Raw genomic sequence first — 22,587 nt, 5'->3', positions numbered from 1 at the left:
CGGTCCGAGCCGACGGTGGCGACGCTCAGGCGGCGTGGCGGTCGCTGCGAGCGTGGGTCCGGCGCTCGCAGCGGGCGCAGCCCTCGATGACGTGGTCGTGCAGCCCGCTGAGGTGGTCGTCGTACACCGCGCAGCACTCCGCGCAGCGCTCGAGCCAGCCCTCGGCCTCGACGAACTCCGTGCTGCAGTCGACGCAGATCACGAGCAGCTCGGTCATCTCAGGCTCACCGCTTCCAGTCTCGGGTCGGGGGCGTTCCCACTGCTTCGAGTGTGCGGGCGCGCACTGACAGTTCTCCCGACGTGGGTCGGCGTGTCGGGCTCTCGATCGCTCGCTGCGCTCGCGCCTCGAGCAACGGGGCCGCACCCTCGCGCCTCGAGCAACGGGGCCGCACCCTCGCGCCTCGAGCAACGGGGCCGCACCCTCGCGCCTCGAGCAACGGGGCCGCACCCTCGCCCCGCGGGCAGTGGTCCTCCGCTCGTCGAGGCCGAGCGCAGCGAGGATCGAGACGCGCTCACACCACCGGTGCCGGCGGGGCGATCACGCGCAGCGCCGCGGGCAGGAGGCGGACCTCGATCGGGACCGTCCCGATCTCGTCCCCGTCGGCGCACACCGGCACCTCGCGATCGATCGCCACGCTCACCCGGGTGCCCGTCTCCAGCCGCACCTCCGGCCGTCCCACGTGCGTGCCCTTCGCGGCCTGCGCCAGGAAACGGATGATCGCCCGCCGTGGCACGTCGTCGACGATCATCACGTCGAGGTGCCCGTCGTCCAGGACCGCGGGCGGGACGATCCGCAGGCCGTTCCCGTACGCCCCGGAGTTCGAGATCACGACCGTGCTGGCACGGGTCGTGATCCGTCGTCCGTCGATCTCGACGGTGTACGTCGGGGCGGTCCAGGTGCTGATCGCGAGCACTCCGGCGACCCGGTAGACGAGCAGCGCGGGCAGCCGCCGGAGCCGGTTGATCAGCCGTGTCGCGTGGGAGTCGACGCCGACGTAGACGTTGCCGGGTGCGATCACGCCCCCGACCTCGAGGACGTCGATCGACCGCACGGACCCCTCGAGCAGCAGCACGGCGAGCTCGGCCGGGTCCGTGCCGATCCCGAGCGTCCGGGCGAGGTCGTTGCCACGACCGGACGGGACGATCGCCATCACACCGTCGGCCGTGTGGACGCCGGTCGCGATGTCCCGCACCATGCCGTCCCCGCCCACCGCGACCACGACGTCGCCCCGGCGCGCCGCGTCACCTGCCGCCTCGACCGCGTGCTGCGCGCTCCTGGTCGCGATCGTCGTCACCTCGGCCCCGGCCGTACGGAGCCGAGCGGTGACCTCGTCCCAGTCGCCGGCGGCGTGCCGCGTCCCCGAGATCGGGTTGACCAGAGCGGTGAACCGCCGCGGCCGCTCGTACGGGGTGTCGGGCACGACGTCCTCCGGTCGGCTACGGACGCGTACGGCGCGCGACGGCAGAGGTCGTCCGGCGTGTCCGGGTGGTCAGGTTGATACAGTGAAGCACGTGATGCCTCAGTGGATCAACGAGGGCAGTGGTCCCGCTCCGGGCGGTCGCACCGGCGGTGTGATCGGCGAGGACCAGATCCTCGACGCGGCGTTCGATCTGCTCGTCGACCGAGGCATCCGAAGGATGACGATGTCCGACGTCGGCCGGCAGGCGGGCGTCTCGCGCGCGACGCTCTACCGCCGCTGGGGCAGCGTGAACGACGTCGTCGGAGCGCTGCTGACCCGGGAGTTCGCCCAGGCTGCCGCCGAGACCGTGCCCGGGGCCGGTGACGGGCGGCACCGGCTGGTCAGCGCGGTGGTGGCGATGGTGCGGCTGATCCGGACCCACCCTGTGCTCCGCAAGATCGTCGAGGTCGACCCGGACTACCTCGTCCCGTACCTCCTGCAGCGTCTCGGGACGAGCACACGCGACCATCTCGCCCTCGTCGAGGAAGGCATCCGCGCCGGGATCGCCGACGGCTCGATCGGCCCCGGCGACCCGGCCGACCGCGCACGGTCCGTGCTGCTGACCGCGATGGCGTTCTGCCTGTCCGGGCCCGTGGTCGCCGAGACCGGAGCGCAGGATCACGCGCTCGACCGCCTGGACGAGCAGCTCGGCGTGATGCTCGACCGCTACCTGGCGCCCTGAGTCACGCCGACTTCTTCGCAGGACGCTTCGCCGCGGACTTCTTCGCGGCCGACTTCTTGCTCGTCGACTTCTTGGCCGCGGACTTCTTCGCGGCCGTCTTCTTCGCCGGTGCCTTCTTCGCCGACTTCGCCGTCGACTTCTTCGCGGCCGTCTTCTTCGCAGCGGTCTTCGATCCCGACGCGTCGTCGGAGTCCTCGTCCGCACCCGAGTCGGCTGCCGGTGACGACTCCAGCGTCGGACCCTCGCCCTTCTTCGCCCGATCGATCGACGCCTGCAGCGCGGCCATCAGGTCGACCACGTTGTCGGAGTCCCCGCCGGCCGACTCGGCCGCCGCCGGCGCGACCACCTCGTTGCCCTCGAGCTTCGCCGCGACCAGCTCGTCGAGCGCGACCTGGTAGTCGTCGGTGAACTCCTCGAGGTCGAAGTCGGACTCCATGCTGGCGACCAGCGACTGGGCCATCTTGACCTCCTGCGGCCGCAGCTCGTTGTCCTCGTCGAGGAACGAGAACTCCGGCTTGCGGATCTCGTCGGCCCACAGCAAGGTGCTCATCGTCAGCACGCCGTCGCGGACCCGGATCGTCGCCATCTGCTCGCGCGTCCCGATCGTCACCTTGACCACGGCGACCATCTCGGACGACTCCAGCGCCTCGCGGAGCAGGAGGTACGGCTTCACGCCCGGCTTCGACTCCGGCTCCAGGTAGTAGCTCTTGTTGTAGAGGATCGGGTCGACCTGGTCGAGCGGGACGAACTCGAGCACCTCGACGGTCTTCTTCGTCGGCAGCGGCAGCTCGGCCATGTCCTCGTCGGTCAGGATGATCATCCGGCCGTCCGGGAGCTCGTACCCCTTGGCGATCTCGGAGTACTCGACCGTCTCCCCGTCGGCCTCCGCGACCCGCCGGAACCGTACCCGTGACCCGTCGCTCGCCCGGACCTGCCGGAACGAGATGTCGTGCGTCGACGTCGCCCCGTACATCCGCACCGGGATGGAGACCAGCCCGAACGAGACCGTGCCCTTCCACATCGCGCGCATCCGCGACCCCCTCTTCGTACGACAAGCGAACCGGCACTCGCCGGGCCTGTCAATCCAGAAGACCGCCGTCGTGGCCCCGGCTCATCGGTGCCGACCCGTACGCCGCCCTGCTCGAGACGCCCACCGCACACGACGGAGCCGGCCGGTGCGTGACCGGCCGGCTCCGACTCTGCGCCCTCAGCGCAGGATCGGGTACCGCTTCACCAGCTCCAGCGAACCCCACCAGCGGCCGAGACCCCAGGTGTCGCCCGCGAGAGCGAGCCCCGCGACCAGCACGGCGAGCGCGCCGATGATGTGCTCGTCGATGATCGGGTTGGTGACCGGGGGCAGGACCACCGTCCACATCATCACGTAGAGCAGCACCCCGACGGCCGCGCCGAGACGGATCCCGATGCCGAGGACGAAGGTGACGCCGACGGCGAGCAGGCCGAGCATGAACAGGACGTCGACCCACCACTGGCCGGCGAGCGCGTGGTAGAAGCCCTCGAGCGGACCGCTGGGCGTGTTGCTGAGGTACCCGACGGTCGGGCTGCCGCCGCTGATCCACGCGTTCTCGCTCGGCGTCGCGTACCCGAGGCCGAACGTCTTGTCGACGAACGCCCACAGGAACGTGAATCCGAGCACGAGCCTCATCGCGGCGAGGCCCTTGGCGACCGCTGTGGACGTGACCGCGTGGGCCTCGTCCCGAGCGGCGAAGACACTGACGTGGGTACCGACTCCGGCGCCCGTGGCTGCGCTCATGATGTCCTCCAGACTCTCGAGCTGATGTCCTCATCGTCGAACGCAGCACGCCCTCGACGTCAGTGCCGACGGTCCCGGATCGGCGGGACCTTCGACTCGTCCGTACGACCGGTCGCTCAGCGCCGTACGCCGTGGGTCCGCCCCGGTGTCACGGGCGCCCCAGCGGGGTACGTTGCTGCCATGACGCGCACCCTCGGCGTCGAGGAGGAGATGTTCCTCGTCGACGGCATCAGCGGGCGGATCGCACCCGTCTCGGAGCAGGCCATCCGGCGGCACGAGTCCGACGAAGCGATCGAGCACGAGCTGTTCCTCGAGCAGATCGAGACGATGACCGAGCCCCGCTCGACGCTCGCGGACCTCCGCGGGGACCTCGTCGCCGGTCGGCGGGCCGCGATCGCCGCAGCACGCTCGGCAGGCGCGCAGGTGATCGCGGCGGGGACGGCACCCCTGCCGCACCACGACCCCCGGGTCACACCGAAACCGCGCTACGAGCGGATGAGCTCGCTCTTCGGCGGCATCGGGCCGGGCGGGCTGGCGTGCGGGATGCACGTCCACGTCGGGATCGACGGGCCCGAGGAGGGCGTGGCGATCCTCGACCGGATCCGCCCCTGGTTGTCCATCGTCCGCGCACTCGCCGCGAACTCGCCGTTCGCCGACGGCGACGACACCGGCCACGCGTCGTGGCGCACCCAGCTGTGGGACCGGTGGCCGAGCGCGGGGCCGGTCGAGCCGTTCGGTGATCTCGCGGGCTACCGCCGGGCCGTCGCCGACCTGATCGAGACCGGCGCTGCCGTCGACGAGGGGATGGTCTACTTCGACGCCCGGCTCGCGCGATCGCTCCCGACCGTCGAGGTCCGCGTCGCCGACGTGTGCACCGACGTCTCCGACGCCACCGTGGTCGCCGGTCTGATCCGGGGCCTGGTCGAGACCGCCGCGCGAGATCACGCCGCAGGCGGCCCGGTGCCGCCCTGGCGGGTCGACCTGCTGCGCGGCGCACGCTGGCACGCGGCACGGTACGGGGTGTCGGCCGACCTGGTGGATCCGGTCGCGCGGTCGCGCCGTCCCGCGCTCGAGGTCGTCGACACCCTCCTCGATCACGTCGGCGAGGCCCTGGCGGACGCCGGTGACACCGCACTGGTGACGGCCGGTGTGCAGCGGATCGTCCACGAGGGCAACGGCGCCGACCGTCAGCGGGCGGTCGACCGCTCCACCGAGCGGGACGGGCTGCGCGCAGTCGTGGCGGACCTCGTCACCCGGACCGCGGCCGAGAGCACCGAGCCCGTCCACGAGAGGACCGGGTGACAGGCCGAAGGCCCGCCACCCTCAGGGGGCAGCGGGCCTTCGTGACGGTCGGGCGGACTCAGGCCGCCTCGACCACCTGGATCTTCACCTTGGCGGTGACGTCCGGGTGGACGCGCACCGACACGGCGTAGTCGCCGACGGACTTGATCGGGTTGCCGATCTCGATCCGCCGCTTGTCGACGGTCGAGCCGAGACCCTCCAGCGCCGAGGCGATGTCGGAGACGGTGATCGCGCCGAACAGGCGGCCGCCGTCACCGGTGCGCGCAGGCACCTTCACGACCGACGCCTCGAGACGCTGCTTCAGCGCGGTCGCGTCGTCGAGATCGTGGATCGCACGGGCGTTGCGAGCCTTCTTGATCGACTCCACCTGCTTGGCGGCGCCACGCGTCCAGAGGATCGCGTAGTTGCGCGGCAGCAGGTAGTTGCGGCCGTACCCGGCCTTGACCTCGACGACATCGCCCGGCTCGCCGAGACCGCTGACCTCGTGGGTGAGGATGAGCTTCATCTGTCTTCCCTTCCCCTCGATCAGCGACCGGTGGAGGTGTACGGGAGGAGCGCGACCTCACGGGCGTTCTTGATCGCGATCGCGATCTTGCGCTGCTCCTGGACGGACACGCCCGTCACGCGACGCGCGCGGATCTTGCCGCGGTCGGAGATGAACTTCCGCAGCAGAGCGGTGTCCTTGTAGTCGATGTGGGTGACCTTCGCAGCCTTGAGCGGGTTGCTCTTCTTCTTCGGCTTGCGAACAGGGGGCTTGGTAGCCATTGTGGTGCTCCCTTCCGGTGAGCCCGACCCGCAGGACGGGTCGGAATGACAGTGACGATCAGGCGATCGTCGTGGTGTGTCTCAGGTCCGGGGCGGACCGCTGATCCCTTGCGGATCAACTGATCCCTTGAGGATCAGAAGGGAGGCTCGTCCGAGCTTCCCTGGTTGCTCGCCCACGGATCATTGCCAGCGTTGCCGCCCGACGGGGCGCCTCCCGACGGCGCCGGCGACGACCACGGGTCGTTCGCCGGGGCCTGCTGCTGCCCGCCGCCGGAGTAGCTGCCGCCACCGGAGCGCGAGGCCTTCGTGACCTTCGCGGTGGCGCTGCGCAGGCTCGGACCGACCTCGTCGACGTCGATCTCGAACACGGTGCGGCGGTTGCCCTCGCGATCGTCGTACGACCGCGACTTCAGCCGACCCTGGACGATGACGCGCATGCCCTTCTGCAGGGACTCGGCGACGTTCTCGGCCGCCTGACGCCACACGGCGCACGACAGGAAGAGCGTGTCACCGTCGCGCCACTCGCCCGACTGACGGTCGAACGTCCGCGGCGTCGACGCGATGCGGAAGTTGGCGACCGCGGCACCCGAGGGGGTGAACCGGAGCTCCGGCTCGTCCACGAGGTTGCCGACGATCGTGATGACGGTCTCGCCTGCCATGTGCTTACTCCAACGGGTCGCGGGATGTCTGCTGGCTAGCAGTCAACATCAGAACACCGACAGGTGCGACCCCCGATGAACGAATCGGTGGACAGCCCCGCCGGTGGTCCGTCACTTCTCGGGCCGGATGACCTTCGTACGCATGACGGACTCGTTCAGCGTGAGCTGACGATCGAGCTCCTTGACGGTCGTCGGGGTCGCGGTCAGATCGACCACGGCGTAGATCCCCTCGGAACGCTTGTTGATCTCGTACGCAAGACGGCGCTTGCCCCAGATGTCGACGTTGTCCACGGTGCCGCCGTCCTGGCGAACCACGTTCAGGAACGTGTCCAGGCTCGGGGCCACCGTACGCTCGTCGAGGTCGGGATCGAGGATCACCATGACTTCGTAGTGACGCAAGGCAACTCCACCTCCTTCGGTCTCAGGCGGTCACGGTCCTTCCGTGACAGGAGGGCTCTGCATCGCGTTGCCCGGGCAGGCCGAGTTCGGCGCTCCGGGCAACCGGCTCAGTCTATCCGGCCGCACGGCGTCGCCCCAAATCACGTGCACAGGCCACGGCACGGACCCGGGCAGGCGTGCACGTCGGGACGGGTGGCGGGATGATCGCGGGCGTGTGGATGTCGCTGCTGTGGGGTGCGCTCGCCGCGTCGTCGCTGATGCTCGGCGCGCTGCTCGGCGTCGTCCGACCGTGGAGCGACGCGGTGGTCGGCTCCGTCCTCGGATTCGGGGCGGGCGCGCTGATCGCCTCCATCTCCTTCGAGCTGTTCGAGGAGGGATACGACACCGGCGCGTCCGTGGCGCTGACCGTCGGTCTGGCCGCGGGTGCTGTGGTGTTCTACGCGTCCGACCGGGAGGTCGAGCGGATCGGCGGCCGGTCCGCGAACGGCGCCGCCGGCCTGCCGCTCGCTCTCGGCGCGTTCCTCGACGGGATCCCCGAGCAGGCCGTGCTCGGGATCGGACTCGCGGGCGGCGGCGACGTGAGCATCGCGCTCCTGGTCGCGATCTTCGTCTCCAACCTGCCCGAGGCGATCGGCTCAGCGACCGACATGCGGCAGGCGGGATCACCGACCCGCGACGTCCTGCTCCTGTGGGGTGGCGTGGCGACGCTCTGCGCGCTCGCATCGGTGGGTGGCTACCTGGCGGCCGAAGCGACCGGGGAGCAGTTCGTCGCCGGGGTCGACGGGTTCGCGGCAGGTGCGCTGCTCGTGATGCTGGTCGGCGCGATGATCCCCGAGGCACAGCGGAAGGTTCACGAGAAGGCCGGCCTCGCCGGAGTCCTCGGGTTCGCCCTCGCCGCCGCCCTGGCGCTCGCGGGGTGAACGGTCTCGATCGCTCGCTCCGCTCGCGACTCGACCAGCGGTCGGGCCGCGTCACTCCGTCGCGATCGCCTGCAGGACGTTGAGGCGAGAGGCGCGGAAGGCCGGGATCACGGCCGCGAGCACGCCGACGACCGCGGCGATCAGGACGTACGCGACCAGGGTGCCGTACGGGATCGACAGCTCGGTCACACCCTCGTCCTCGAGCACGCGCTGCAGCACGACCCCGAACACCAGGCCCATCGCGATCCCGAGCACGGCGCCGAGCACGGCGATCGCGACCGCCTCGAGCCGGACCATGCGGCGCAGCTGGCGGCGGCTCATCCCCACCGCCCGCAGCAGGCCCACCTCGCGGGTGCGCTCGATCACCGACAGCGCGAGGGTGTTCACGATGCCGAGCGCGGCGATCACGATCGCCAGGCCGAGCAGGGCGTTGATCAGCATGAGGATCTGGTTCACCTGGTCGCGCTGCGACTCGATGAACTCCTCCTGCGTCTGCACGATCACCGTCGGGAGGTCGGCCACGACGTCACGGGCGGGCTCCTCGATCGTGTCCGGGTCGACCCCCTCGGCGGCGTTCACCCCGACGAGCGAGTCCTCCCGCTTCACGTTCGCCTGCTCGACGAAGTCGAACGACGTGAGGTAGCCGGAGATGACGTTGGACTCGGCGTAGGTCCCCACGACCTCGAGCTCGGCCGGCCCCGACGCCAGGGGGATCGTGACGGTGTCGCCGACCGCGAGGCCGTCGGACTCCGCGACCGTCTCCATCACCGCGACCTCCCCCGGGCCGATGTCGGACACGTCGGAGTCGATCTCGAACATGCCGAGGATCTGCTGCGGGTCACCGGAGGTCACGACCGTGGTCGCGAACCCGTCCCCCTGGCCGTAGACGAACTGGATCTCGGCGACCTCGCCGACGCCGTCGATCTCGCGGACCTGGTCGGCGATCGACGCGGAGAACGGTGCGCCGACCGGGTTGCTCAGCAGGAGGTCGGTGGTGAACTCCTTGCGCACCCCCTCGTCGACCGAGGCGTTCACCGACGAGCCGAGGATGCTCATCGTCGTCACCAGCGCGAGACCGATCATCAGCGCGGACGCGGTCGCGGCCGTACGACGGGGGTTGCGCATGGCGTTCTGGGTCGACATCCGCCCGACCATCCCGAACGGCCGGAACAAGCCTCCGAGAACGGCGAGCACCGGGTGGCTCAGCAGCGGGCTCATCAGCGCGACCCCGATCAGCACGAGCAGCGCGCCGCCCCCGACGTACCAGGCGCCGCTCCCGCTCACGCCGAGCCAGATCCCACCGGCACCGGCGACGACCATCGCGGCACCGATCATCATCCGGACCCGGATCGACGACTCCGGCAGTGCCACGTCGTCACGCATCGCGGCCACCGGCGGCACGCGCGAGGCACGGCGGGCGGGGAGGTACGCGGCGATCAGCGTGACGGCGATCCCGACGACGTACCCGACGACCCACGTGCGTCCCTGGATCTGGAGCGGGGTGTCGGTGACGTCCAGCCCGAACGTCGCGAACAGAGCCGAGAGGAGCATCGCGAGCCCGATCCCGAGCAGCACGCCGATCGTCGAGCCGACCACGCCGACCACCAGCGCCTCGAGCAGCACCGACCGGCTCACCTGACGGCGCGACGCACCGAGAGCGCGGAGCAGCGCGAGCTCGCGGCTGCGCTGCGCGACCAGGATCGAGAAGGTGTTCACGATCAGGAAGGTCCCGACCACGATCGCGATCCCGGCGAAGACCAGCAGGATCGTCGTGAGGAACCCGAGGATCTGACCGATCAGGTCCTCGGTCTGCTCCGCCACGTCGTCGCCCGTCACCGCCACCACACCGGGCGGCACCACCGCGCGGGCGGCCTCCGCGAGCTCCTCCTGGCTCACGCCCTCCGCCGGCGTCAGGGCGACCGTGCTGTACGCGTCGGCGCCGTCGAGGAACAGCTCCTGGGCGTACGTGGAGTCCCACAGCACCAGCGAGGCGCCGGCCATCGAGCCGCCGCCGAACTCGACGATCCCCACCAGCTCGGCCTCCAGGCGCGGCGGCTCGCCGGTGGAGACGAGGTCGACGGTGTCGCCGATCTGGTAGCCGCCGTTCTCCGCGCTGGCCTCGTCCAGGGCGACCTCTCCGTCCGCGGTCGGCGCGCGTCCGTCGACCACCGTCACCGCGGGCTCGCCCGTCATCGCCGGGGCGTCGTCGTAGCTGAACGACAACGTGGGCGGGCCGAACCCGCCGACGAGCTTGCCGTCCTCGCCGACCAGGGTCAGTCCCTGGCTCGCCACCGAGCCGTCCGCGCGGGCGACCTCGGGCAGCGCGTCCAGGTCGTCGACCACCGAGGCCGGGATGGTCCGCGACTCACCGACCGGCGAGTCCCAGCCGCCGGCGCCGATCGGCTGCACCGTGACGTACGGGGTGGAGCCGTTGACGATGCCCTCGAACGACTTGTTCATCGTGTCGGTGAAGATCAGCGTGCCGGCCACGAACGCGATCCCGAGCACGATCGCGAACGCGCTCATCAGCAGGCGCACCTTGCGCGCCACGAGGTTGCGCAGCGTGACGCGCAGCATCAGGCGACCTCGGGGCCGGCACCGAGCACGCGGGTCTGGATCGCGGCCATCCGCTCCAGGACCTTCTCCGCGTCGGGGTCACGGACCTCGTCGACGACGCGGCCGTCGGCGAGGAAGACGACCCGGTCGGTGTAGGACGCGGCCACCGGGTCGTGGGTGACCATCACGATCGTCTGACCCAGCTCGTGCACGCTGTGCTGGAGGAACCGGAGCACCTCCGCACCGGACGTCGAGTCGAGGTTGCCGGTCGGCTCGTCGGCGAACACGATCCGCGGACGCCCGACCAGGGCACGCGCGCACGCCACCCGCTGCTGCTGACCGCCGGACATCTCGTTCGGGCGGTGGTCGAGGCGGTCGGCGAGCCCGACCGTGTCGATCACCTCGTCGAACCAGGCGGCATCCGGCTTGCGGCCCGCGATCGACAGCGGCAGCAGGATGTTCTCCTTCGCGGTCAGGGTCGGGACCAGGTTGTAGGCCTGGAACACGAACCCCACGTCGTCGCGCCGCAGCCGCGTCAGCTGCTTGTCGCCGAGCGTGGACAGGTCGGTGTCGCCGATCACGACGGTGCCGCTGGTCGCGGAGTCGAGCGCCGCGAGCAGGTGCATCAGGGTCGACTTGCCGGAGCCCGAGGGGCCCATGACGGCGGTGAACTCCCCCTCGTACACGTCGAGGCTCACCCCGTCGAGCGCGTGCACCTCGGACTCGTGCCGGCCGTACGTCTTGCGCAGGTCGATCGCGCGGGCGGCGATCGCACGGCCCCCGGCCGTCGTGTCGGTCATCGGTCTGTCCGGTCCCCTCGGATCGTGGCGCCAGGCTCGACGCGCCTGTCGCGCAACAGCCTCACCGTAGGCGTGCCCGGTGACAAGCGGATATCCGTCACGTCCCTGAGCCGACCCCGAGGTTCGGCGCGATACTCGGGGTGTGAGCAACACCGAGCTGCACCCGGCCGAGACCACCTGCGGGACCGCGCAGTCGCCGGACGTCGAGCTGCTCGAGCCGAGGCTGGTCCCGCTCGGCGGTCCGCGCGCGATGACGGTCCGGCGGACGCTCCCGCAGCGGGCCCGCTCCCTGATCGGCGCGTGGTGCTTCGTCGACCACTACGGACCCGACGACGTCGCGCAGACCGGCGGGATGGCGGTCCCCGGACACCCGCACACCGGGCTGCAGACCGTCACGTGGCTGTTCTCCGGCGAGGTGGACCATCGCGACACCGTCGGTTCGTCGCAGCGGATCCGGCCGGGTGAGGTCAACCTGATGACGGCCGGCGCGGGGATCGCGCACTCGGAGTTCTCCACCCCCGAGACAACGATGCTCCAAGGCGTGCAGCTGTGGATCGCGCTGCCCGCCTCCGCACGGACGGGGCCGCCGTCGTTCGAGCACCACGTCGCCGAGCCGGTGGCGTACGCCGAGGCGACGGTCCGGACCTTCGTCGGCTCGTTCGCCGGGACGAGCTCGCCCGTCACCACGTACACCCCCACCGTCGCCGCCGAGATCGTCCTGCCGGCCGGGGTCGCGGTGACCTTCGAGGTCGATCCGGCCTTCGAGCACGGGGTGCTGGTCGACGTCGGGCCCGTGGACGTGGACGGCACGCTGGTCGACGACGCCGCGCTCGCGTACCGCCCGACCGGCCGTACGACGCTGCGTCTCACGACCGCCGAGCAGCCGGCGCGGGTCGTGCTCATCGGTGGCGAGCCGCTGGGTGAGCAGATCGTGATGTGGTGGAACTTCGTCGGCCGCGACCACGACGAGATCGTCGCCTCCCGCGCGGCGTGGATGGACCAGATCGCCGGTGCCGCGGACGGCACCCCGTACGGCCGGTTCCCGTCGTCGTGGGGTGACGACGTGCTGCCGGCGCCCGAGCTGCCGAACGCCCGGCTGCGCCCGCGCCGGCAACCACCGGGGTGAGGGGTCTCGATCGCCCAACGGGCCACGGCGCTGCGCGGGGCACTGCCCGGTCGTCGAGGCCGAGCGCAGCGAGGATCGAGACGGCGCTCAGCGCAGGCGGGTGATGGTCACGTGGGTGTCCATCGACTCCGTCGCGCCGCCGGAGTAGATCCCGCGCAGCGGTGCGACGTCCGGGTACTCCCGCCCCGCGCCGACGACCACGTGCCGGTCGCCGACCGCGGTGTCGTTCGTCGGGTCGTACGCGACCCACGCCCCGTCCCACCACTCGACCCACGCGTGCGACTCGCCCGCGACCGGGTCACCGACCTCCGGCGCCGACCGCGGGTGCAGGTAGCCCGAGACGTAGCGCGCCGGGATGCCCGCCTGCCGCAGGGCCCCGATCGCGAGGTGGCTGATGTCCTGGCAGACCCCCGACCGCGCCGCCCAGGCGTCGCCCGCCGTCCCGGTCACCTGGGTCGAGCCCGCGACGTACGCCACCTCGCCGTGCACCAGGTCGCAGACGTCCCGGGCGTACGTGCCGGGGGTCGGTGCGGCCTCCGTCATCGACCGCAGCCGCTCGGCGAGATCGTCCGGCGGGTCCACCCAGCGGCTCGGCGCGAGGTACTCGCAGAAGTTGTCGACCAGCTCGGGGTCGCGCAGCCGGCTCCACGAGACCGGATCCCCTGCTGCGGCCGGTCGGCCCACCTCGACGGTGGACGTCGCCGTCACCACCAGCTCGTCGTGCGGGTCCTGCACCTCGAACGCCGTGACCTGGGTCCCCCAGTAGTCGGTGTAGGTCATCGACCAGGGCGACGGCGAGACCTCGATCCGGCTGTGCAGGACGTACTGCTCCAGCGTCCGGGCGGGCGTCATCCGCGCCTCGTTGTAGGAGGCGACCGCTTCGTCGTAGGTGTACTCGGTCCGGTGGGTCACGCGCATCTGCAGGCTCACGCCAGGCCTCCCATCCACGACACCGACCCGACGGTCGCGAAGTAGCGCTGGCTGATCGCGTCGGTCGCGACCGAGCAGGTGCGCTGGAGCCGCTCCATCTCCGTCGGCAGGTCGAACATCACGTCGCCGAGCGGACGGTACTCCAGCTCGGTCCGGGCACGGCCGAGCAGCCGGATCGCCTCGGTGCTGAACCCCGAGCGCCGGCCGCTGGACTCGAGGTTCTGGAGGCTCTCCTCGGCGCGGTTGAGGGCGCCCACGACCGAGCGGGGGAACAGCCGGTCGAGCAGCAGGAACTCCGCCGCCTCCCGGTCCGCCTCCATCCCGCGGTACGTCCGGACGAACGCCTCGTACGCGCCGCAGGCCCGCAGCGTGGTCGGCCAGGCGACCTTCGGCCCGTGCGAGAGCGCCGCCGTGGAGAGCAGCCGAGCGGTCATGTCGACCCGCTCGATGCTGCGGCCGAGCACCAGGAAGTGCCAGCCGTCGTCGCGGCTCATCGTGGAGTCGGCGATCCCGGCGATCACCGCGGCGCGCTCCTTCGCCCAGGCGAACAGCTGCGGCGGCCGCATCGTCGAGGTCCGGCCGGACGGGATCGCCCGCCAGGTCGTGTTGATCGCCTCCCACATCTCCGTCGACAGGGTCTCGCGTGCCCGGCGGGCCGACTCGCGCGCCGCCGCGATCGACGCGACCAGCGCGGTCTCCGACGTCGGGTCGGTGCCGAGCACGTCGAGGAGCAGCGCGCGGGTGGGCTGACGGCCGTCCGCATCGACACCCATCACGCTGAGCAGACGCAGGCACGCCTCGCCCTCGTCGATGCCGGGGTCCTCGACCAGCAGCTGCATCTGGACGTCGAGGATCCGCGCGGTGTCGTCGGCGCGCTCGACGTAGCGGCCGATCCAGAACAACGACTCGGCGATCCGGCTCAGCATCGGCTCACCCGGGGGTCTCGATCACTCGCTCCGCTCGCGCCTCGACCAGCGGGTTGATCGACGTGACGCACTCGGCTCACCTCACTGTTCCTGCTGCTGCTGTTGCTGCTGCTCCTGGGCGGAGCCGTCCCCCATCGCCGGTCCCGAGTCGCGCGGAGCGCCGTCCGGGTCGGCGTACGTCGGGGCCAGCCCGGAGTCCTCCGACTCGTCGCCGGCGTCGGCGACCACCCAGGTGTCCTTCGAGCCGCCCCCGCGCGAGGAGTTCACGATCAGCTCGCCCTCCGGCAGGGCGACGCGCGTCAGACCGCCGGGCAGCACCCACACCTCGTCGCCGGAGTTCACCGCGAACGGCCGCAGGTCGACGTGCCGCGGCGCGAGCCCGGACTCGACCAGCGTCGGCACGGTCGACAGCGACACCACCGGCTGCGCGATCCAGGCACGCGGGTCCGCGAGCACCTTCGTCCGCAGCTCGTCGAGCTCGGCGCGCGACGCCGACGGCCCGATCACGATCCCCTTGCCGCCGGACCCGTCGACCGGCTTGACGACGAGCTCGTCGAGCCGGTCGAGGACCTCCTCGCGGGCGTCGGCGTCACCGAGCCGCCAGGTGTCGACGTTGTCGAGGATCGGCTCCTCGCGCAGGTAGAAGCGGATCAGGTCGGGGACGTAGGTGTAGAGCAGCTTGTCGTCGGCGACGCCGTTGCCCACGGCGTTCGCGATCGTGACGTTGCCGGCCCGCGCCGCGTTGATCAGGCCCGGGACGCCGAGGACGGAGTCGCTGCGGAACTGGACCGGGTCGAGGAACTCGTCGTCGAGGCGCCGGTAGATCACGTGCACCGGCTCCAGGCCGGCGGTCGTCCGCATCATCACCCGACCGCCGCGGCACACGAGGTCGCGCCCCTCGACCAGCTCGATCCCCATCGTGCGCGCGAGCAGCGCGTGCTCGAAGTACGCGCTGTTGAACACGCCGGGGGTCAGGACGACCACGGTCGGGTCGGCGACGCCTGCCGGTGCGGAGGCCCGCAGCGCGGCCAGCAGCTTCCCGGAGTACATCGAGACCGGCCGGATCCGGTGGTCGGCGAACAGCTCGGGGAGCACCGCCGACATGGCCCGGCGGTTCGTCATCACGTACGAGACGCCGGACGGCACCCGGACGTTGTCCTCGAGCACACGGAACGCCCCGTCGGCGTCGCGGATCAGGTCGATGCCCGCGACGTGGATCCGTACGCCGTTCGGTGACGTGATCCCGGCGACCACGCGGTGCAGGTGCGGAGACGTCATCACCACCGACCGCGGGACGACGCCCTCGTCGAAGACCTCGCCGGCTCCGTACACGTCGTCGAGGAACCGTTCGAGGGCGTGCACCCGCTGCTGCACACCGAGGTCGACGCGCGACCACGTCGTCGAGTCGATCAGCCGCGGCACGATGTCCAGCGGGAACGGCCGCTCCTCGCCGGCGACACCGAACGTCACACCCTGGTCGAGGTACGACGAGGCCAGCGCGTCACCGCGGGTCCGCAGCTCGTCGGGGCCCATCTCGATGTACGCCCCGGCGACGGCCGCGTAGTTCGGGCGGACCCGCCCCCCGACCACCATCTCGTCGTACGTCGGTCGGGCCGAGGCGCTCTCGTACGCCTTCAGGACCTCGGCGGCGTCGGCGAACCTCGTCATGAACGCACCGTAGGACGAACGTGTGACGCGCGCGTTTCGAGCGTGGCTCGGCGGAGGCGGCCACCGGCGGCCACGGCCGAAATCACAGGGCACCCGCACGACGAACGGCTACGCTGGGCGCACAGACGAGAGGCGGTGCGCCGATGACCGTGATGGCCGAGCCCGTGATGCCGGCACAGCCGACTCTGCGCGCGCGCACCGTCCTGGTCCTCAACGCCTCCTACGAGCCGCTCCAGCGGGTCTCGCTGCGGCACGCCATCCGGATGCTCGTCCGCGAGGTCGCGGTCGTCGAGGAGGCGCACGCCGACGCCACCTTCGGCCCGTTCCCGGTTCCGAAGGTGCTGCGCCTCCTGCGCTACGTCGTGATGCGCTGGATGCACCGGCGTCGGCCGATCTGCACGAAGGCCGCCGTGAAGGCGCGCGACCAGCGCTGCGGCTACTGCGGAGGTCCCGCCGAGACCGTCGACCACATCCTGCCCCGCTCGCGCGGGGGCCTGCTGACCTGGGAGAACTCCGTCGCCGCGTGCCTGCGCTGCAACCACCGCAAGAGCGACCGGACGCCGGTGGAGGCCGGCATGACGCTGCTCGTCACGCCGGTCGTTCCCGCCCGCTCCCCGCTGCTGCCCACGCGCTGACGCGACCCCGGTAGCCTCGGGGGGTGCCTGTCACCGTCCGTACGATCAGTGCCGCCGACCACCTCGCGTACCTCTCCTCCCTGGAGTCCGCCAGCTTCCTCCAGACGCCCGCCTGGGCAGCCGTGAAGCCGGAGTGGGACGCCGAGTCGATCGGCTGGTTCGACGACGGCGAGCTGGCCGGGGTTGGCCTGGTCCTCTACCGCCGGCTGCCCCGGCTGAAGAAGGCGCTGGCGTACCTGCCCGAGGGTCCGGTGATCGACTGGACGAGCGCAGCGGCGGGACCCGGCGGGGTGCGGCGCTGGCTCGACCCGATGGTCACGCACCTCGCGGGCCGGGGGGCGTTCGGAGTCCGGATGGGTCCGCCGGTCGTGCTGCACCGCTGGGACGCGACGACGGTGAAGAAGGCGGTCGCCGACCCGGCCCTGCACCGGCTCGCCGACGCCCCCGCAGCGTTCAGCGACCCCGCGGCGGTCGCGGTCACCGACCAGCTCGCGGCGGCGGGATGGCACAAGCAGGTCGGCGAGGGCGGGTTCACCGCAGGCCAGCCGGCGTACAACTTCCACCTCCCGCTGGTGGCCCCGGACGGCACGCCTCTCGCCGAGGAGCAGGTGCTGCGGGGGATGAACCAGCTGTGGCGACGCAACATCAAGAAGGCCGACAAGTCGGGCGTCGTCGTCACGACCGGCGGCGGCGACGACCTCGCGGACTTCCACCGGATCTACGTCGAGACCGCCGAGCGGGACCACTTCACGCCACGCCCCCGCTCGTACTTCGAGACCATGTGGACCGCCCTCAACGGCGAGGACCCCGACCGGATGCGCCTCTACCTCGCGCACCACGAGGGCGACCTGGTCGCCGCGACCACGCTCGTACGGGTGGGTCGGCACGCGTGGTACTCCTACGGCGCCTCCACCACCCACAAGCGCGAGGTCCGCGGCTCCAACGCCGTGCAGTGGCGGATGATCCGCGACGCGGTCGCCGCCGGGTGCAGCGTCTACGACCTGCGCGGGATCACCGACACCCTCGACGCCGACGACCCGCACGTCGGGCTGATCCAGTTCAAGGCCGGCACCGGTGGCGAGGCCGTCGAGTACGCCGGCGAGTGGGATCTCCCGGTGAACCGGTTGCTCTACCTCGCCTTCCAGCAGTACATGAAGAGGCGCTGACCCCTCCACCGAACAGACACGACACGGAAGGTCCGAGATGACGCTGACCCTGCACGTCGACGGCGAGCGGTGGAGTGCGCACCTGCACGCGGTGGCCGGTGCGATGCCCGGGATCGTCCCGGTGATCAAGGGCAACGGGTACGGGTTCGGGAACCGCGCGCTGGCGCGGCGCGCGGGCGAGCTCGGCGCCGGCACGGTCGCCGTCGGGACGTACACCGAGCTGGTCGACGTGCTGCCCTTGTTCGGTGGTGACGTGGTCGTGATGACGCCGTGGCGTCCGTTCGCCGCGGCCTCCGTACGGCCGGAGCGGATGTACGACCCGCGCGTGGTGCACACGGTGAGCCGCGTCGAGGACGTCGCGGCGCTGCGCGAGGTCGCACCGCCGGGGACCCGCGTGCTGATCGAGGGCGAGACGTCGATGGCCCGCCACGGCGTCGACCGGCACGCGCTGGCCGCGGTCGCCGAGGACCTCGGGGACCTGAGGCTCGAGGGGTTCTCCCTCCACCTGCCGATGACGGGGGACAACCTCGCGGAGGCCGACCGCTGGGCCGGCGTGTTCGAGACGTCGCGGCTGCGCGGGCTGGCCACGGGTGCTCCGGTGCTGAGCGTGTCCCACCTGCGGACCGCGGAGCTCGCCGCTCTCGCGGAGCGTCGGCCCCAGCTGTCGGTCCGGCCGCGGGTCGGGACCGCGCTGTGGCTCGGCGACCGCGGGGCGTTCCGGGTGACCGGCCAGGTGCTCGACTCCCACCAGGTCGAGCGCGGTGAGCGGGTCGGATACCGCCAGCGTCCGGTGCCGGCCCACGGGACGCTGCTCGTCGTCTCCGGCGGCACCGCCCACGGGATCGGCCTGGAGGCGCCGACCTCTGCCTCGACGCTGCGCCAGCGTGCCACCTCGGTCGCGAAGGGCGGTCTGGGCGCCGCCGGGTTCGCACTCTCGCCGTTCACGGTCGGTGACAAGCAGCGGTGGTTCGTCGAGCCGCCGCACATGCAGGCGAGCATGATCCTGGTCCCGTCGGGGGTGCCGGTTCCCGCGGTCGGCGACGAGGTCGAGGTCGACGTGCGGATGACGACGACGCAGTTCGACGCCGTCGACGTACGCTGACGCCCTCGCTCGTCGAGCCGAGCGAGCCCATCGCCGCTCGTCGAGGCCGAGCGAGCCCATCCCCGCTCGTCGAGGCCGAGCGAGCCCATCCCCGCTCGTGCCTCGACCAGCGGGAGGTCCGCTCGTGCCTCGACCAGCGGGGAGGTCCGCTCAGCCCGCGAAGAAGGTGCGGAGGTCGGCGGCGAGGACGTCCGGCACCTCCATCGCCGCGTAGTGCCCCCCGGACCGGTGGTGCGACCAGTGAGCGACGTTGCCGTTGTCGCGCTGTGCGAACGCCTTGATCGTGCGGAAGTCGTCGGCGAACACCGCGACCCCGGTCCGTGCGTCGTTCCGGCTCCCGTCGTCGTCCGCACGCGCGTCCTCGTAGTGGTACCGCACGACCGACGACGCGGTGTTGGTGAGCCACTGGAGGGTGACCTGGGCGAGGACCTGGTCGATCTCGACCTTGCTGGTGCCGTTGCCGAACGACATGAAGAGCTCGTCGTACGCCAGCAGGCCCACGGGCGAGTCCGAGAGCCCGACCGCCACGGTCTGCGGGCGCGACGCGTTCATCGCGTTGTAGCCGCCGACGGACTGGAACCACTGGAGGTGCTCCAGCCCGGCGACGTCGTCCGGTCCGAGCTGCGCCATCTCCTCGGCGTCGCCCGACGGGAAGGAGAACAGCTGGAGGACGTGCAGGCCCAGGAATCCTTCCGGCCGGACACGCCCGAGCTCGCGGGCGACGAGCGCGCCCAGGTCGCTGCCGTGCACCCCGTACGCGTCGTAGCCGAGGGCCCGCATCAGGGCGTCGAGCGTCGTGGCGACACGTCGCGACGTCCACCCCTTCTCCACGACCGGCGTGGAGAAGGCGAACCCGGGCAGCGACGGGATCACCACGTGGAACGCGTCCTCGGCCCGCCCTCCGTGGGCGACCGGGTCGACCAGCGGATCGATCAGGTCGAGGAAGTCCAGGAACGATCCCGGGTACGAGTGCACGAGGAGCAGCGGCGTCGCGTCCGGCTCGGCCGAGCGCACGTGGAGGAGGTGGATCGGCTGGCCGTCGACCTCCGTGAGCACCTGGTCGTAGGCGTTCGCACGCCGTTCGACGGCGCGCCAGTCGAAGCGGGTGCGCCAGTGGTCGAGCGCGTCGGACAGGTAGGCGTTCGTGATGCCGTACGTCCCGTCGTCGCCCGGGGCGGGACGCGGGAGGCGGGTGCGGGCGAGCCGGTCGGCGAGGTCGTCGAGGTCGGCCTGGTCGACGTCGATCCGGAACGGCCGGAGCTCGCCGACGTGCTGGGTGGTTGCTTCGTTGTTCGTCATGGAACGACCGTACGAAGGCTTCAGGAACACTTCGTTCCTGTTACGCGCCACGATCCGGGCGGTCCGGGACGGAATCCGGGTCCGGGTCCTTCCCCAGAACGCCCACCCCGCGTACGAGGGCGGGAGGGTCGTGGACGGTGATCGGCGGGGCGGAGCCGGCGTACCGCTCGACGGCGACCAGCGTGCTGTGCGCACTCGGCCCCTGCGCGAGCCGCGAGGTCGGACGGTCCGCGGTGAGGACGTTCGGATTCCCGTGCAGGTCGAGGGACTTCGGCTCCGCCGCGTCGGCCGGGTCGTACCACGCGCCGGTCGCCAGCTGGACCACGCCCCGGCGGACGTCCGGGTCCAGCACCGCACCGGCCAGGACGGCGCCGCGGTCGTTGTGCAGCCGCACCACGTCGCCGTCCGCGATCCCGTACGCCGCCGCGTCCTCGGGGTGCATCCGGCACGGCTCCCGTCCCGCGACCTTGCTCGCGGCGCTCACCGGCCCGGTGTCCATCTGCCCGTGCAGGCGAGACGCCGGCTGGTTCGAGACGAGGTGGAACGGGTGCCGCGCGACGTCGGGCGACCCGAGCCACTCCCGCGGCTCGAGCCAGGTCGGGTGCGCCGGGCAGTCGTCGTAGCCGAACCCGTCGAGCGTCTCCGAGAACAGCTCGATCCGCCCGCTCGGCGTCCCCAGACGGTGCGCCTCGGGGTCGGCACGGAAGTCGGCGAGCAGCACCAGGCTCGGTTCGGTCGGGAGCTCCACCCGCCCCCGCGCCCACAGCGTCGCGAAGTCCGGCAGCTCCACGCCGGCCGCACGGCCCTCCGCACGCGTGGTCGCCCAGAGGTGCCGCAGCCATCCGTCGGCGTCACGGCCCTCGGTGAACGCGTCACGGCACCCGAGCCGCTCGGCGAGGTCGGCCAGGATGGCGAAGTCGTCACGCGCCCGGCCGTAGGGCTCGACCGCCCGGTGCATCGCGACCACCGACGTGTCCCGCGACGAGGTGGAGAGGTCGTCGCGCTCGAGCGTCACGGTCGCCGGCAGCACGACGTCCGCGCGGCGAGCGGTCGCAGTCCAGCACGTCTCGTGCACGACCACGGTCTCCGGGCGCTGCCACGCCCGGGCCAGACGGTTGAGGTCCTGGTGGTGGTGGAACGGGTTGCCCCCGGCCCAGTAGACCAGCCGGACGTCCGGGTACGAACGGTGCTGCCCGTCCACCTCGTACGGCGCGCCCGGGTGCAGCAGCATGTCGGCGATCCGCGCGACCGGGATCCACGAGTCGGCCGGGTTCGGCAGGGTCGGCATCGACAGTCCCACCGAACGCGGACCGTGGGCGCCGATCGACGCGGCGTTGCCGTACCCGAAGCCGAACCCGCCCCCCGGCAGCCCGATCTGCCCGAGCACCGCAGCGAGCGCGATCACGGCCCAGAAGGGCTGCTCCCCGTGCTCGGCGCGCTGGAGCGACCAGGTCGCCGAGACCAGGGTGCGGCCGCGGGCCGCCCGCACCGCGAGGTCCCGGATCGTGCGCGCGGGCAGGTCGCAGATCGGCGCGGCCCAGTCCGCCGACTTCGGCTGTCCGTCGGTCTCGCCGAGCAGGTACGCGCGCAGCCGCGGCCAGCCGGTGCAGCAGCGGTCGAGGAACGGCTGGTCGTGGAGGCTCTCGACGACCAGGGTGTGCATCAGAGCGAGGAGGAGGGCGGTGTCCGTGCCCGGGCGCGCCGGCAGCCACCGTGCCGACGGCGGTGCGTCGTCACGCAGCGGACCGACGTGGACCAGCTCCGTGCTCGCCGCGACCCGCCCGAGGTCGGCCCGTGCACGGTGAGCGACCACCCCGCCCGACTCCACCTGGGTCGTCCGCACCGGAGCCCCTCCGAGCATCAGCCACAGGTCGGTGTGCTCGGCGACCACGTCCAGCGAGGTGACCGTGCCGTCGGTGGCACGGGCGTCGCCGAGGACGTGCGGAAGGATCCGCAGCGCGGCCGCGAAGCTGTAGTTGCCGCTCTGCGCGGTGTATCCGCCGCTCGCGGCCAGGAACCGGTTCAGCTGCGTCTTCGCGTGGTGGAACCGCCCCGCGCTCGACCAGCCGTACGACCCGCCGAAGATCGACGCGGGTCCGTGCTCCGTGCGCACGCGGGTCAGCTCGGCCGCGACCAGGTCGAGCGCCTCGTCCCACCCGACCTCGACGAAGTCGTCGATCCCCCGGCGCTGCGGCGCGGCGCCCGGCCCGTGCTCCGCGACGCTGCGCCGGAGGGCCGGCCTGCGGATCCGGGTGCGTCCCGTGGCCGCCTCGACCACCGAGCCGAGCAGCGGCGCCGGGTCGGGGTCGAGCGGGTGCGGCGTCACGCCGACCAGCCGCCCGTCGCGGACGTGAGCCGAGAAGGCGCCCACGTGCGAGGAGTGCGGGACGGTGCGCTCGGACGCCATCGACCCATCGTCCC

The 22,587-nt window shown here is 71.9% G+C and carries 22 protein-coding genes; 7 read left to right on the top strand and 15 right to left on the bottom strand.

What is annotated here, in order from left to right; genetic code table 11:
* Window positions 1–25 precede the first annotated feature (25 nt).
* Window positions 26–217 carry a hypothetical protein gene (locus CLV56_RS09555; RefSeq protein WP_039363345.1) on the bottom strand — a complete coding sequence of 64 codons (192 nt, stop codon included), beginning with the start codon at window positions 215–217 and terminating at the stop codon, window positions 26–28.
* Between the two features lie 295 nt (window positions 218–512).
* Window positions 513–1,421, bottom strand: coding sequence for a diacylglycerol/lipid kinase family protein (locus CLV56_RS09550; protein ID WP_039363342.1), 909 nt, complete (start codon window positions 1,419–1,421; stop codon window positions 513–515).
* 94 nt (window positions 1,422–1,515) lie between these two features.
* On the opposite strand from CLV56_RS09550, the gene CLV56_RS09545 reads away from it, so the two are divergent.
* Complete coding sequence (locus CLV56_RS09545; protein ID WP_100415112.1) at window positions 1,516–2,142, top strand: TetR/AcrR family transcriptional regulator; 627 nt, start codon at window positions 1,516–1,518, stop codon at window positions 2,140–2,142.
* Between the two features lies 1 nt (window position 2,143).
* Here the strand turns inward: CLV56_RS09545 and ku are convergent, their stop codons facing one another.
* Together ku and CLV56_RS09535 are read right to left on the bottom strand one after the other, a co-directional pair.
* Entirely contained in the window at window positions 2,144–3,172 is a 1,029-nt protein-coding gene (ku, locus tag CLV56_RS09540; protein ID WP_039363338.1) for a non-homologous end joining protein Ku, read from the bottom strand.
* 177 nt (window positions 3,173–3,349) lie between these two features.
* The gene (locus CLV56_RS09535) at window positions 3,350–3,913 is read right to left on the bottom strand and encodes a DoxX family membrane protein (RefSeq protein ID WP_157805125.1); all 564 of its coding nucleotides are present in this window, start codon (window positions 3,911–3,913) and stop codon (window positions 3,350–3,352) included.
* A 180-nt stretch (window positions 3,914–4,093) separates the two neighbouring features.
* Between CLV56_RS09535 and CLV56_RS09530 the strand changes: the two genes are divergently transcribed.
* Window positions 4,094–5,215 carry a carboxylate-amine ligase gene (locus tag CLV56_RS09530; protein ID WP_039363336.1) on the top strand — a complete coding sequence of 374 codons (1,122 nt, stop codon included), beginning with the start codon at window positions 4,094–4,096 and terminating at the stop codon, window positions 5,213–5,215.
* 58 nt (window positions 5,216–5,273) lie between these two features.
* Here the strand turns inward: CLV56_RS09530 and rplI are convergent, their stop codons facing one another.
* The 4 genes from rplI to rpsF all read right to left on the bottom strand — a co-directional run bounded on the left by rplI (window position 5,274) and on the right by rpsF (window position 7,038).
* Entirely contained in the window at window positions 5,274–5,720 is a 447-nt protein-coding gene (gene rplI, locus CLV56_RS09525) for a 50S ribosomal protein L9 (protein WP_039363334.1), read from the bottom strand.
* Between the two features lie 20 nt (window positions 5,721–5,740).
* Entirely contained in the window at window positions 5,741–5,980 is a 240-nt protein-coding gene (rpsR, locus tag CLV56_RS09520) for a 30S ribosomal protein S18 (protein WP_039363330.1), read from the bottom strand.
* A 134-nt stretch (window positions 5,981–6,114) separates the two neighbouring features.
* Window positions 6,115–6,639 (bottom strand): single-stranded DNA-binding protein, encoded by a 525-nt coding sequence (locus CLV56_RS09515; protein ID WP_039363328.1) that lies wholly within the window; start codon window positions 6,637–6,639, stop codon window positions 6,115–6,117.
* Between the two features lie 111 nt (window positions 6,640–6,750).
* Window positions 6,751–7,038 carry a 30S ribosomal protein S6 gene (gene rpsF, locus CLV56_RS09510; RefSeq protein WP_039363324.1) on the bottom strand — a complete coding sequence of 96 codons (288 nt, stop codon included), beginning with the start codon at window positions 7,036–7,038 and terminating at the stop codon, window positions 6,751–6,753.
* Window positions 7,039–7,214: 176 nt separating this feature from the next.
* On the opposite strand from rpsF, the gene CLV56_RS09505 reads away from it, so the two are divergent.
* Window positions 7,215–7,958, top strand: coding sequence for a ZIP family metal transporter (locus tag CLV56_RS09505; protein WP_211288028.1), 744 nt, complete (start codon window positions 7,215–7,217; stop codon window positions 7,956–7,958).
* Between the two features lie 51 nt (window positions 7,959–8,009).
* On the opposite strand, the gene CLV56_RS09500 is transcribed toward CLV56_RS09505, so the two are convergent.
* The gene (locus tag CLV56_RS09500) at window positions 8,010–10,535 is read right to left on the bottom strand and encodes an ABC transporter permease (protein ID WP_039363321.1); all 2,526 of its coding nucleotides are present in this window, start codon (window positions 10,533–10,535) and stop codon (window positions 8,010–8,012) included.
* Window positions 10,535–11,314: an ABC transporter ATP-binding protein gene (locus CLV56_RS09495; RefSeq protein ID WP_039363318.1), complete on the bottom strand. Its 780-nt coding sequence runs from the start codon at window positions 11,312–11,314 to the stop codon at window positions 10,535–10,537. The genes CLV56_RS09500 and CLV56_RS09495 overlap by 1 nt, the downstream gene beginning before the upstream one ends.
* Before the next feature lie 142 nt (window positions 11,315–11,456).
* On the opposite strand from CLV56_RS09495, the gene CLV56_RS09490 reads away from it, so the two are divergent.
* A complete protein-coding gene (locus CLV56_RS09490) occupies window positions 11,457–12,440 on the top strand; it encodes a pirin family protein (RefSeq protein WP_039363316.1) in 984 nt (327 codons plus the stop codon).
* Window positions 12,441–12,527: 87 nt separating this feature from the next.
* On the opposite strand, the gene CLV56_RS09485 is transcribed toward CLV56_RS09490, so the two are convergent.
* The 3 genes from CLV56_RS09485 to CLV56_RS09475 all read right to left on the bottom strand — a co-directional run bounded on the left by CLV56_RS09485 (window position 12,528) and on the right by CLV56_RS09475 (window position 15,964).
* Window positions 12,528–13,370, bottom strand: coding sequence for a transglutaminase family protein (locus CLV56_RS09485; protein WP_211288027.1), 843 nt, complete (start codon window positions 13,368–13,370; stop codon window positions 12,528–12,530).
* Entirely contained in the window at window positions 13,367–14,296 is a 930-nt protein-coding gene (locus tag CLV56_RS09480) for an alpha-E domain-containing protein (RefSeq protein ID WP_039363313.1), read from the bottom strand. Before CLV56_RS09480 ends, CLV56_RS09485 begins: the two co-directional genes overlap by 4 nt.
* A gap of 81 nt (window positions 14,297–14,377) precedes the next feature.
* Complete coding sequence (locus CLV56_RS09475; protein ID WP_039363310.1) at window positions 14,378–15,964, bottom strand: circularly permuted type 2 ATP-grasp protein; 1,587 nt, start codon at window positions 15,962–15,964, stop codon at window positions 14,378–14,380.
* 143 nt (window positions 15,965–16,107) lie between these two features.
* On the opposite strand from CLV56_RS09475, the gene CLV56_RS09470 reads away from it, so the two are divergent.
* From CLV56_RS09470 to CLV56_RS09460, 3 genes are read left to right on the top strand one after another with little or no spacing between them, the layout of a single operon-like run.
* Window positions 16,108–16,599 (top strand): HNH endonuclease, encoded by a 492-nt coding sequence (locus tag CLV56_RS09470; RefSeq protein WP_245857728.1) that lies wholly within the window; start codon window positions 16,108–16,110, stop codon window positions 16,597–16,599.
* Window positions 16,600–16,622: 23 nt separating this feature from the next.
* Entirely contained in the window at window positions 16,623–17,765 is a 1,143-nt protein-coding gene (locus tag CLV56_RS09465) for a lipid II:glycine glycyltransferase FemX (RefSeq protein ID WP_039363307.1), read from the top strand.
* Between the two features lie 37 nt (window positions 17,766–17,802).
* Window positions 17,803–18,867: an alanine racemase gene (locus CLV56_RS09460; RefSeq protein ID WP_039363304.1), complete on the top strand. Its 1,065-nt coding sequence runs from the start codon at window positions 17,803–17,805 to the stop codon at window positions 18,865–18,867.
* Between the two features lie 150 nt (window positions 18,868–19,017).
* Here the strand turns inward: CLV56_RS09460 and CLV56_RS09455 are convergent, their stop codons facing one another.
* Window positions 19,018–20,166, bottom strand: a complete 1,149-nt coding sequence (locus CLV56_RS09455; protein WP_039363300.1) for an epoxide hydrolase family protein — start codon at window positions 20,164–20,166, stop codon at window positions 19,018–19,020.
* Window positions 20,167–20,206: 40 nt separating this feature from the next.
* Complete coding sequence (locus CLV56_RS09450; protein WP_100414743.1) at window positions 20,207–22,573, bottom strand: molybdopterin-dependent oxidoreductase; 2,367 nt, start codon at window positions 22,571–22,573, stop codon at window positions 20,207–20,209.
* Between the last annotated feature and the right edge of the window lie 14 nt (window positions 22,574–22,587).

The sequence above is a fragment of the Mumia flava genome, assembly GCF_002797495.1.
Classification (GTDB): Bacteria; Actinomycetota; Actinomycetes; order Propionibacteriales; family Nocardioidaceae; genus Mumia; species Mumia flava.
The sequence above is the reverse complement of the archived record's forward strand: the minus strand, read 5'-3'. Positions and strand labels throughout refer to the sequence as shown.

What these genes read in the sequence shown, in the direction of transcription:
- CLV56_RS09470 (WP_245857728.1), top strand. Translation starts at nt 16,108, where the DNA reads ATGACCGTGATGGCCGAGCCCGTGATGCCGGCACAGCCGACTCTGCGC.
- CLV56_RS09475 (WP_039363310.1), bottom strand. Translation starts at nt 15,964, where the DNA reads ATGACGAGGTTCGCCGACGCCGCCGAGGTCCTGAAGGCGTACGAGAGC.
- CLV56_RS09455 (WP_039363300.1), bottom strand. Translation starts at nt 20,166, where the DNA reads ATGACGAACAACGAAGCAACCACCCAGCACGTCGGCGAGCTCCGGCCG.
- ku (WP_039363338.1), bottom strand. Translation starts at nt 3,172, where the DNA reads ATGCGCGCGATGTGGAAGGGCACGGTCTCGTTCGGGCTGGTCTCCATC.
- CLV56_RS09480 (WP_039363313.1), bottom strand. Translation starts at nt 14,296, where the DNA reads ATGCTGAGCCGGATCGCCGAGTCGTTGTTCTGGATCGGCCGCTACGTC.
- CLV56_RS09535 (WP_157805125.1), bottom strand. Translation starts at nt 3,913, where the DNA reads ATGAGCGCAGCCACGGGCGCCGGAGTCGGTACCCACGTCAGTGTCTTC.
- CLV56_RS09460 (WP_039363304.1), top strand. Translation starts at nt 17,803, where the DNA reads ATGACGCTGACCCTGCACGTCGACGGCGAGCGGTGGAGTGCGCACCTG.
- rplI (WP_039363334.1), bottom strand. Translation starts at nt 5,720, where the DNA reads ATGAAGCTCATCCTCACCCACGAGGTCAGCGGTCTCGGCGAGCCGGGC.
- CLV56_RS09530 (WP_039363336.1), top strand. Translation starts at nt 4,094, where the DNA reads ATGACGCGCACCCTCGGCGTCGAGGAGGAGATGTTCCTCGTCGACGGC.
- CLV56_RS09450 (WP_100414743.1), bottom strand. Translation starts at nt 22,573, where the DNA reads ATGGCGTCCGAGCGCACCGTCCCGCACTCCTCGCACGTGGGCGCCTTC.
- CLV56_RS09545 (WP_100415112.1), top strand. Translation starts at nt 1,516, where the DNA reads ATGCCTCAGTGGATCAACGAGGGCAGTGGTCCCGCTCCGGGCGGTCGC.
- CLV56_RS09515 (WP_039363328.1), bottom strand. Translation starts at nt 6,639, where the DNA reads ATGGCAGGCGAGACCGTCATCACGATCGTCGGCAACCTCGTGGACGAG.
- CLV56_RS09555 (WP_039363345.1), bottom strand. Translation starts at nt 217, where the DNA reads ATGACCGAGCTGCTCGTGATCTGCGTCGACTGCAGCACGGAGTTCGTC.
- rpsR (WP_039363330.1), bottom strand. Translation starts at nt 5,980, where the DNA reads ATGGCTACCAAGCCCCCTGTTCGCAAGCCGAAGAAGAAGAGCAACCCG.
- CLV56_RS09500 (WP_039363321.1), bottom strand. Translation starts at nt 10,535, where the DNA reads ATGCTGCGCGTCACGCTGCGCAACCTCGTGGCGCGCAAGGTGCGCCTG.
- CLV56_RS09495 (WP_039363318.1), bottom strand. Translation starts at nt 11,314, where the DNA reads ATGACCGACACGACGGCCGGGGGCCGTGCGATCGCCGCCCGCGCGATC.